Annotated in this window: 10 protein-coding genes and 1 riboswitch; of the genes, 2 read left to right on the top strand and 8 right to left on the bottom strand. The window is 40.5% G+C overall.

Annotated elements, in window-relative coordinates:
- Positions 1 to 85 precede the first annotated feature (85 nt).
- From MHB64_RS03190 to MHB64_RS03175, 4 genes are all read right to left on the bottom strand, one after another.
- A complete protein-coding gene (locus MHB64_RS03190) occupies positions 86 to 1486 on the bottom strand; it encodes an NCS2 family permease (RefSeq protein WP_042184716.1) in 1401 nt (466 codons plus the stop codon).
- Positions 1487 to 1609: 123 nt separating this feature from the next.
- A riboswitch (purine riboswitch) is annotated at positions 1610 to 1709 on the bottom strand.
- A gap of 187 nt (positions 1710 to 1896) precedes the next feature.
- Positions 1897 to 2361 (bottom strand): hypothetical protein, encoded by a 465-nt coding sequence (locus MHB64_RS03185; RefSeq protein ID WP_094870687.1) that lies wholly within the window; start codon positions 2359 to 2361, stop codon positions 1897 to 1899.
- 113 nt (positions 2362 to 2474) lie between these two features.
- Positions 2475 to 3209, bottom strand: coding sequence for a CPBP family intramembrane glutamic endopeptidase (locus tag MHB64_RS03180; protein WP_341133692.1), 735 nt, complete (start codon positions 3207 to 3209; stop codon positions 2475 to 2477).
- Complete coding sequence (locus MHB64_RS03175; RefSeq protein ID WP_341133691.1) at positions 3206 to 3367, bottom strand: hypothetical protein; 162 nt, start codon at positions 3365 to 3367, stop codon at positions 3206 to 3208. The genes MHB64_RS03180 and MHB64_RS03175 overlap by 4 nt, the downstream gene beginning before the upstream one ends.
- 135 nt (positions 3368 to 3502) lie before the next feature.
- Here MHB64_RS03175 and MHB64_RS03170 point away from each other — a divergent pair, with 135 nt between their 5' ends.
- Entirely contained in the window at positions 3503 to 4375 is an 873-nt protein-coding gene (locus MHB64_RS03170) for a helix-turn-helix domain-containing protein (RefSeq protein WP_094870689.1), read from the top strand.
- Between the two features lie 262 nt (positions 4376 to 4637).
- Positions 4638 to 6215, top strand: coding sequence for a carboxylesterase/lipase family protein (locus MHB64_RS03165; protein ID WP_341133690.1), 1578 nt, complete (start codon positions 4638 to 4640; stop codon positions 6213 to 6215).
- Positions 6216 to 6320: 105 nt separating this feature from the next.
- Here the strand turns inward: MHB64_RS03165 and MHB64_RS03160 are convergent, their stop codons facing one another.
- From MHB64_RS03160 to guaA, 4 genes are all read right to left on the bottom strand, one after another.
- A complete protein-coding gene (locus tag MHB64_RS03160) occupies positions 6321 to 7064 on the bottom strand; it encodes a GntR family transcriptional regulator (RefSeq protein ID WP_280788328.1) in 744 nt (247 codons plus the stop codon).
- A gap of 128 nt (positions 7065 to 7192) precedes the next feature.
- Positions 7193 to 8371 (bottom strand): phosphopentomutase, encoded by a 1179-nt coding sequence (gene deoB / locus MHB64_RS03155; protein WP_094870691.1) that lies wholly within the window; start codon positions 8369 to 8371, stop codon positions 7193 to 7195.
- A 99-nt stretch (positions 8372 to 8470) separates the two neighbouring features.
- On the bottom strand, positions 8471 to 9187 hold the full coding sequence (gene deoD / locus MHB64_RS03150) for a purine-nucleoside phosphorylase (RefSeq protein WP_280788330.1): 717 nt from the start codon (positions 9185 to 9187) through the stop codon (positions 8471 to 8473).
- A 242-nt stretch (positions 9188 to 9429) separates the two neighbouring features.
- Entirely contained in the window at positions 9430 to 10968 is a 1539-nt protein-coding gene (guaA, locus tag MHB64_RS03145) for a glutamine-hydrolyzing GMP synthase (RefSeq protein ID WP_341133689.1), read from the bottom strand.
- Positions 10969 to 11009: the final 41 nt, after the last annotated feature.

Here is an 11009-nt window from a genome sequence, read left to right as displayed (position 1 = left end):
AGAAGAATACATAATCGAAAATAAAAAAACGGCCCCTTCAGTAATGAAGGAGCCCGAGATGAATTTCAGAAATACTCTATATATATTAGCCTTCGCTACCAAGGAATACATAACGGAGAACGATCAGAATCGCAAGTACCCACATCATCCAGTGAATATCGTATTTCTTCTTACCCGCAAGGTTAGCTACAGAAGCAAGAATTACATAAGTTACGATACCGAAGGAAATACCGTTAGCGATATTATAAGTGAACGGCATGATAACAAGCGTAAGGAATGCTGGAATCGCAACAACCATATCTTGAAAATCAATTTGACGAATTGATTGTGCCATCAGCACACCTACGACGATCAATGCTGCGGCTGTAGCAGATCCAGGAATAAGAGCAACCACTGGAGCAAGGAACAATGCAAGCAAGAAACATACGCCAGTTGTTACAGCCGTAAGACCTGTACGTCCACCTTCAGCAACACCTGCCGCGCTTTCTACAAAAGCAGTAGTAGTCGAAGTACCCAATGCCGCACCACCTGCTACAGCAACTGCATCGACAAACATTGCATTACCTACACGTCTATTACCTTCTTCAGGGTTATCCATAATACCTGCACGTTGAGCTGTACCTACAAGTGTACCAAATGTATCAAACAGCTCTACAAATGTGAAGGTTGCAATCGCCGAAACAATACCTGTGTGCAGGATACCATCCCAGTCAAATTGGAAGAAGTTCAATTGTGTGAAGTCAGGAACCCAAGGCGTTGCCGGACTGGACAATGCGCTGAAATCAACTACACCCATCAACATACCAGCGACAGTTGTTCCCAAGATACCGAATAAAATTGCACCTTTAACGTTCAATACCATCAGGATAGAGATTAGAAGAAGTCCGATAATTACCAATTGTACATTGGAATTCTCTAGGCTACCCATGTGAATGATAGTTTCAAAGGAAAGGACATCTGTGAAAGTGTTAGCAGGAATGTCTTTACCAGCTTCAACACCAATCGTCATGAGTCCACTGTTCTTAAGACCAAGGATCGTAATGAACATCCCGATACCCACTGTAATCGCATGTTTCAAGCTGTCAGGAATTGCAGTTAGTAAGATCTGTCGCACTCGAGTTACAGTCAGCAAGATAAAGATCAAACCGGAAATAAATACGGCTGTCAGACCCATTTGCCAAGTGAATGGATGCTCTGATGTGGCGGAAGATAGAATTACGGAAGCAAAATATGCGTTAAGTCCCATACCAGGTGCCAATGCCACTGGAAAGTTTATGAACACGCCCATTGCGATGGTGAAAATACCTGCTGCCAGCGCAGTCGCTAGAAATACAGAATACCAGCCCATATCAATACGGCCAAATGCTGTTAAAGTACTCGGATTAACCGACAAGATGTAAGCCATTGCCATGAACGTGGTCAAACCCGCCATGATTTCTGTACGAACTGTGGTGCCGTTCTCTTTCAACTTGAAAAACCGATTCAAATTGTTCTCCCCCTAAGGTATGTTGTGTCTGACAGCAACAAAAAGCCGGTATCTGATAGACACCGGCTCGAAAAAAAGAGTAGTACCCGTGACCATAGCCCTAAATCCAGGACCATGTGGGGTTGCTCTGCTCTTCTTAATCGTAGCCAGGTCATTACGGTGACCTCGTAGAAACTTCCAGGCCAATTCCCGGAAATATACGAAAGAATTATGTTGTTGTGCTCTATCATTTTAGGTGGATACCACATAAGTTGTCAATGATAAAAAGCGAACATTTTCGACTTTATTTTTTCCATTGTTCGTAAATCACACATTTCCAAGCTTTTATCTACTGTAAAACCAGCTCTAGTTATGTAGCTTATTAACTATCCAATCACTATTTGCATGGGTATATTTCCCTATAATTCTAGTTATTGATTCTTGGAGTACATATAACTATGCCAAGAATTAGCTAAATGCCCTATCGCTAAACAAACTACTGCAATACTCAAAAAAATAGATTTCCCCCAAATCGCTGCCAATCCGAATGCACATACCGGGAGAACTGCCATCGGGATCGGAATAAAAACTAAAGGGTCCCATAATAATTTAAATTGCTGCCCCTTAACTATATATCGAACCCATAGACCATAATAAACAACGATAAACAAGACGATGAAGGCAGCTATCACACCGAATTTCACATGTTGAAAGTTATCCTTTGAGATTGCAAGAATGCCGATACAACCCAATTGCCCTACTCTCTCCAAAATTGTAAAGACCGGTCCTGCATCTCGAACACCAGCAGGTGCATTCTCAGGTGGAAACTTAATCATTAGCAAACTAGGTGCAAGGATAATTAAGGCCATTAGTGTGCCGAGAAGAGAAAACCCCATGTTAATTTCTCCCTATGATAGATTTTTCCCATTTTATCACATTCATATAAAGCAGCTATATTGCGTCTATCACATTTTTTTGATTAGACTCTATCGTAAACGCTTGAACCTAATTAATGGTGCATTGAAGATAAAAATGCAAATCCAAAAAGTGTCCAGTCATTCATTACATGTACTATAAAAGATGTCCAGATATTTTTAGTCTTAATGTATGGATAAAGTAGAACGACCCGTGCAATACCGATACCAAGAATGGCTTGTACAAGGTTCCAATTATATGTTTGTAAATGGTATACACCAAATATAATGGATGCTACAACCCATGCTACAATTATTGCAGACTTTCTACTCAGTTTAAGCTTCTTCACTCCAAATGCTAGAATAACTAAGAATGGAAGTATTGTTATTAATTCTTCACCAAACAGCATGGGGACCATCTTCAAGAACATCGGAAGTGCATCCGCAAAATTACCATTGAAGCTTTCGCCTACAGGATTAGCGCTCACATTAAACAATTTTGAAATAACGAAACCAGCAACGAATGTCACAATAATATTCACAATGTACGTTCCAATAATTAAGATAATATCTTTAGCAACTAATTTCCTGAATAAAGACGTCCATTGGCTTCGTGCAACAAAAATCACTGCTGCCAATGGAAAAATCACATTCATAAAAGGTTGTACTGGGCCTCCAAAACCAATAAGAAAAAGAGCGAAGCCCACAGCTACAGCAATAAGAAAAATGAGGCCACTCTTCAAATTTAGAGTAGGAGATTCCAAATCATTGTAGAACGGAAAATCATCATTTTTACGCTCAAATCCGAAAAAATCATTTTTATTATTCATAATAAATCAAATCCTTCCAAGGAAATGTAAAACCTATCTTCCATTAATCCATCTAACGTTCTGACATCATAATTGTTTTTATGTCCAATTACGATAAAGGTCTTATAAATAGGACCTTCTTTTAAAGGAATTTCCATTGGATTTAATTTATTAATCAATATTTACATTCACCCCAAAAAAAACCACAATGAGTAAGCTTTCAAAAGTCAAAATATGATTTTTTCGTAATCAAATTAAATTTTCTCTGAAATATAATAAAAGCTCACGATTTCAATAAGAGGGTGGCGAACGATTTGAATACCTACGGTGAGGTTATTCGAAATATACGGACCAATAAGGGATTAAGTCAAAAAGAAGTATATTTAGATATTATCTCGAAATCATATGCCATTGAATTTGAAAAAGGAAACCATGAGATCACATTAAGACTGTTAGAACAAATTTTAGATCGACTTATGATGGGGATTGACGAGTTTTTCTACATTTATAGAGGTTATAGACTATCTAAACACGATACATTTACCAATAAATACTCCAAAGCTGGAAATAATAACGATCTTGAAGCATTAATTGAACTATATCAAGAACTACGTCAGAGAGAGGATCTGATCTCTCAAGTCCATCTGGCAGAAGTCAGGTCTCGTATAAGATTATTAAAGCACTTTAACTTGACGGATAAGTTTGAAAAGTCTGTCATTTTGACAGAAGATATTGAGACGATCACTAACTATCTCAACAATCTCCAATCCTGGACCCTTCAAGAAATACAGCTGTTCACAAATACTTTAAATTACATAGATTACGATCAAAGAGATATACTCTTTCAAACGCTTATTAAGTCTATGAAAAAATATGAAGCCCACGAACGCGGACGAGATGTCATATGTGTAATGCTAACCAATATGATTTACGAATTAATTATGATCAATCAAATAAGCTATGCAGAGATCTTATTAGAGAACTTAAATAATATAAGCAATCCTCAATATCAAATGCTGTTCTTTAAGATTGTATATAAGTATTATAACGGTCTAATTAAAATAAAAAGGAACAGTAAAGAAGAAGGAACGGCGCTTGCCCAATCAGCAATCGATGTATTATATGAATTTGGCGAGCCCTATCAAGCAAAAACATTAGAGGCTATATTGTCACAGATCTTACAATAGAGTTTTAGCAAAGGTCCTGTATTCAAGACTTAAATGCAAATGACATATGTGGCTGCAAAAGAAGCGAGGACCTCTAGAGGGCGGAATTTTGCTGCATAAGGGAATCTTGACTTTTTTATCATGAATATTTTCTTATCCTAAGACCAGACCTGCTGACCTCCGGAAAAGAAGCAAAGAATAAGGATAAAGCAGATAAGTTTCCTATATTTTTCACTATCCTTCTTTTATTATAATAGGGCTATCTTATGTAAGGGGGATTTCCATGATGACAGCAAAAAATTTCGTATGTTCCTCAACAGAACCCATTGTACAGACTAAAGCCGGAAAAATAAGAGGCTTTCAGGTCAACGGTACTTACACCTTCCACGGGATAAAGTACGCAGATGCCAAGCGCTTCCAGATGCCCACAGAAATAGCGCCTTGGGAGGGAATTAAGGATGCACTCGCTTACGGTTATGTGTCTCCCATGTTAACCCAGGATCAGCCCGTCATGGAAGTGCTGGTTCCTCACCGTTACTGGCCTATGGATGAGCATTGTCAGTATCTGAACATCTGGACCCAGAGCCTTGAACCGCAGGCCAAAAAACCTGTTATGGTATGGCTACACGGGGGCGGGTTCGCTGCTGGCTCTTCTATTGAGCAGGTAGCTTATGAAGGAGACAAGCTTAGCGAGTTCGGCGATGTGGTCGTAGTAACCTTAAATCACCGATTGAATATTCTGGGATACATGAACCTGTCTGCTTTTGGAGATAAATACGTCAATTCCGCTAATGCCGGAAATGCCGATATGGTGGCAGCTTTAAAATGGGTTCAGGAAAACATTACAGCTTTCGGCGGCGACCCGGACAATGTAACCATCTTCGGACAGTCTGGTGGCGGTATGAAGGTATGGACACTAATGAATACTCCGACAGCAGACGGTCTGTTCCATAAGGGCGTTATCCAGAGCGGATTAATTGATGGGTTTTTGGACACCCGGAAGACCGATAGCACTGCCATAGTAAAGGCACTGTTAGCAGAGCTTAATATGGGCGTGGCCGAAGTGGAAAAATTGGAAGCGGTTCCTTATCATCAGTTAGCTGCAGCTTATAATAAAGTTGCACCAGCGCTCGCAATGCAAGGGGAATACATTGGCGGCAATCCTATGCCTAATGAATTTTATGTAGGCGATCCTAGAGAGGTGGGCTTCACCGAACATGCGAAGACCATTCCGGTATTGATTGGTAGCGTATTTGGTGAGTTCGCTTTTGGTCCCGGTGTCCCTAACAAGCAGGACGCGACTGAGGAAGCCACCATGGAGATGCTGACTCAAAAGTATGGCAGTCATACGGAAAATCTTGTCGCACAATTTAGGGAATCGTATCCGGATAAACACTTGTCTGACCTGCAATTCTTAGATACCTTCTTCCGTATTCCAACCAAGGACTTTATTGAGAAGAAATCCGTACACGAGGAAGCGCCTACCTACTCCTACTTGTTTGCTTATGAATTTCCTTTTGAGGGCGGCAAGATAGCATGGCACTGCGCTGAGATCCCTTTCGTATTCCATAATACGAAACGTGTTCCTGTGTGCCTCATTCCGGGAGTTTCCGATCGGATGGAGGAACGTATCTGTGGTGCCTGGATAAGCTTTGCACGCTATGGCAATCCTAACATCCCTTCCCTCCCCCAGTGGCCGGCATGTAAACCGGGAGATGAGGTAACCATGATTTTTGACCGCAACTGTGCAGTAAAGCATAATTTTGACCATGCGTTGATGGATACTTTATTGAAAACGAACCCGAAGCTGCCTTTCCTCCCAAGCAATGAGGACGAAGAGGAAGGATTTATTTTGCATTAATCAATCCCCCATCGAAAACTCTTTGATTCGGGTCAAAAAAACTCCCTTCTGTCTGCTAAATATCGCAGATAAAAGGGAGTTTTTCTAATCCATTATTATTATTGGTTAGCCTTTAGACATATTTAACTTTAAATTTGAGAACTGCTGTGGGATATAAAATTTATTATACATTAACGGATAATCTGGCTCCGTTGTGTCGTACAGGGTTTCTAGTAGTAAAAAGCACTCGTTCTGCCCCATTAATTTACCTTTCCGATCAGCTAAGTTAACGGTATGCGTATATTTAATTTCAATATTCCCATGGTTAGCATCTACGTAGGCCTTGTTCTCTAGAAAATCCAGCATTCTCTCTTTATTATCAAGATCCAAAGATAACCTCTCTACTGCTTGCATGGACATAAAAGTAAAAGCGTAAGCATGTAGCTCTCCTCCTGCTCTATACAAACGTTCTAAAGCTACAACTGCAGATGAATCTCTTCTTAATACTTGTTTGGTATGTTCCGTTTGCGGGTCCAGCCGATAATGTAAATCTACTTGGTCAAATATGCTTATATGACATTTATGCATGGGGTTGCTCAGTTTCTCTAATTGAATATCCTCTTGTTTATAAGAAGACTCAAGTACAAAGTTTCCCTTACCGCGTACATTTCTAACTAATCCATCATCTTGCAAAAGAACTAAAGCCTGCCGTAAAGTAGCGCGACTAACCCCGAGTTTTTTGGCTAAATCCGGTTCTGAAGGAAGCTGACTACCTACGAGGTATTCTCCTTTGTTAATCTGAAGAAGAAGCTCATCATATACATTGATATAAAGCGGCCGTTTCAATTTATCTAGTTTATGTGTGTTCATTCATCTGATGTCCTTTTCTCCCCATTATGACACATCGTTTTTCAAGCGACAAGGAATGTCATTCTCTGCTTCAATCACAACGTAAAAACCTCCAAACAGAAACTTTGGAGGTTTTTACGTGATATCAATTATTTAAGAAATGGCAAGAAAGACTCACCGTTGTCTGGCATATCAACATCAAAGTTATCTGCTATAGTCGCACCGATATCAGCAAAGGTATCATGCTCAGGTAATGCGCTATTGTCCTTTAATTGCTTGGAATACACTAGGACAGGAATAAACTCACGAGTATGGTCTGTACCAGGGAAGGTCGGGTCATTTCCATGGTCAGCCGTAATGATTAACAAATCATCTTCTCGGATGGAATCGAATACCTCATCTAATCGTTTATCGAATGCCTCTAATGCTCTTCCGTAGCCTTCCGGATCACGACGATGACCGTATAAAGCATCGAAATCAACTAAATTCAAAAAGCTCATTCCAGTGAAGTCTTTCTTAATTACATCAAGCAGTTTATCCATACCATCCATATTGTCTTTTGTACGAATGGATTCTGTAACGCCTTCACCATCGAAAATATCATTGATTTTACCAATGGCGATGACATCATAACCTCCGTCTTGCAAGCTATTCATAACGGTTTTATGAAATGGCTTTAAGGCATAGTCATGACGATTAGAGGTTCTCGTAAATTTCCCAGGTTCGCCTAGATAAGGTCTAGCGATGATACGACCAATTAAATAGGCAGGGTCTTTAGTAATTTCCCGAACCTTTTCACAAATATCATATAACTCTTCTAAAGGAATGATTTCTTCATGAGCTGCAATTTGGAGAACCGGGTCAGCAGAAGTATAGACGATCAGATCCCCTGTTTTCATTTGATGTTCGCCATATTCATCAAGAATAGCCGTTCCACTTGCAGGCTTATTCGCTACTACTTTTCGGCCAGTGATGTCCTCAATCTGTTTAATTAATTCGTCCGGAAATCCATTTGGATATACATTAAAGGGTTGATCAATATTTAAACCCATGATTTCCCAATGACCTGTCATTGTATCTTTCCCGACTGATTTTTCCTGTAGTTTAGTATAATAAGCAAGTGGTTTCTCAGCTTTCGGAACTCCCAAAATTTCTTCAATATTAGATAGACCTAATTTGGCTAGGTTCGGCAGGTTTAATCCGTTCATATGTTCTGCAATATGTAGTAGGGTATGGGAACCCACATCGTTAAATTGATCCGCATCTTTTCCTTCTCCAATGCCTACTGAATCCATGACGATCAAATGTACACGTTTAAATTTCTTCATTTTTACGCTCATCCTTTATCTAGTAGTATGACCCTCTGATTTCCGACCTAACAAAACCCCAAATAAAATCATTGCTAAAGCTGAAGTGAAGGAGGTCATTTATGCTAATTCTAATGCGATCTCCATCATTTTAGTAAATGCAGTTTGGCGTTCCTCCGGAGTGGTCTTTGCTCCTGTAATAAGATGATCACTCACGGTTAGAATGCATAACGCATTTACACGTGCTTGGATAGCGTTCCAGTAGAGTGCTACAGATTCCATTTCAACGGCCAAAATCCCTACATCTTGCCACTTTTTATTAGCTGCCTGATCCGCGTTATAAAATATTTCACTAGATAAAATATTACCGATATGAACCTTTTGTCCTTGATTATCCGCTATTTTCTTCGCTTTCTCCAATAGCTCATAGGAAGCCGTCAACGGATATTGTCCAGGTAAATTAAATTGATGACCGTAATTGGAGTCCGTTGCAGCTCCCATACCGAAAATCACATCGTATAATTCAATGTTTTCTTGCATGGCTCCACAGGTACCAATTCTGATTAAATTCTTAACTCCAAATACATTGATTAATTCCCAAGAATAAATCCCCATGCTCGCTGGACCCATTCCCGTACCCATTACAGAGACTTTCTTGCCTTTATACGTTCCGGTATATCCTAACATGCCTCTTACCTCGTTAAAGCACTGGTAATCTTCTAAAAAGGTTTCCGCTATAAATTTCGCTCTTAAAGGGTCTCCAGGCAACAGAATCGATTCAGCGATCTCTACTCCGTTTGGTTTAATATGAGGTGTTTCTTTGGTAGTAGTCATCATTTTGATTGGCTCCTTTAGTAGAAAATGTATTTATTTATCTTGTCTACTTTTTAGACAAGTACAATTTATCATAACTTTTCGACGGTTGCAAGCCCTTTCAATTAAACGTATTCATGAAGGATTTGTGAAAAACGAACGGTGTCTCCATAACAATTATTAACTTGGAAAATAAAAAAACTCCCTTTATTTGCTAATCGCGCAAATAAAAGAGAGTTTTTTTGAAATCTATTGTTGCTCCGATCCTATTCCCACTCAATCGTTGCAGGTGGTTTCGAAGTTACATCGTACACGATACGGTTTACGTTCTCTACTTCGTTGACGATACGTACAGAGATTTTCTCAAGCACATCCCACGGAATACGTGCCCAGTCAGCCGTCATGCCGTCGACGGAAGTTACTGCACGAATACCTACGGTGTAAGAATACGTACGAGCATCACCCATAACCCCTACACTCTTCATGTTCGGCAATGCGGTGAAGTACTGCCAAATTTCACGGTCTAAACCTGCTTTGGCAATTTCCTCACGTAAAATGAAATCAGAGTCACGCACAATAGTAAGCTTCTCCTCTGTCACTTCACCCAGTACACGGATAGCAAGTCCCGGACCTGGGAAAGGCTGACGCCAAACAATAGCACGCGGCATTCCTAGCTCTTCACCCAATTTACGAACCTCATCCTTGAATAAGGTATTCAAGGGCTCGATCAAGCTGAATTTCATATCTTCCGGCAAACCGCCTACATTGTGATGGGATTTAATGGTTTGAGCTGTAGCCGTTCCGCTCTCAACGATATCCGTATACAACGTACCTTGTGCCAGGAATGCGAAATCTCCGAGCTTGGCCGATTCTTCGTCAAAGCAGTAAATGAACTCATTACCAATGATTTTACGCTTTTGTTCTGGATCTTCAACGCCTGCAAGCTTGCTCATGAAGCGCTCACGTGCATCGATTTTCACAACATGAATATCGAATTTACCGACGAAGGTCTCCATAACACTTTCCGCTTCACCTTTGCGCAAAAGGCCATGATCAATAAACATACAAGTCAATTGGTCACCGATTGCACGGTGAATAAGCATTGCAACTACGGATGAATCTACGCCACCGCTAAGTGCGCAGAGTACTTTTTTATCTCCGACTTGGTTACGGATATCTTGAATGGCTTCATCGATAAATGATTCCATTGTCCATTTTCCGTCGCAACCACAGACTTCGTATAAGAAGTTCGAGATCATCTCATTACCATGTACAGAGTGACGCACTTCTGGGTGGAATTGAACGGCGAACAATTTGCGCTCGTCATTGCTCATTGCCGCGATTGGCGCACTTTCAGTTCCTGCATCCAGCTTGAAGCCTGTTGGAAGTTCAACTACATGGTCTCCGTGGCTCATCCATACCGTCTGACGGCTCTCTAGCCCAGCAACTAATGCAGTACCTTCTTCAAAATCAATATCGGCTTTACCATATTCACGTTTAGCGGAGCGTTCCACTTTACCGTCAAGTTGGTGAGCCATTAGCTGCATACCATAGCAAATACCGAAGATAGGTACTCCTAAATCATAGATCGCTGGATCTACATGTGGAGCATCTTCAGCATATACACTGCTAGGGCCACCAGAGAAGACAATCCCTTTAGGTGCAAGTGCTTTGATCTTGTCTACTGGCGTATTGTACGGCAAAAGTTCGCTGTATACTCCCAGGTCCCGAATTCTGCGCGCGATAAGTTGGTTGTATTGTCCCCCAAAATCGAGAACGACGATAATTTCATTTGGCTTATTCATTACGAGCCTCCCTTGATTATTGGATTCATTATACTCATGGT

The organism is Paenibacillus sp. FSL K6-2859 (assembly GCF_038008265.1).
GTDB lineage: Bacteria > Bacillota > Bacilli > Paenibacillales > Paenibacillaceae > Paenibacillus_AQ > Paenibacillus_AQ nitricinens.
The sequence above is the reverse complement of the archived record's forward strand: the minus strand, read 5'-3'. Positions and strand labels throughout refer to the sequence as shown.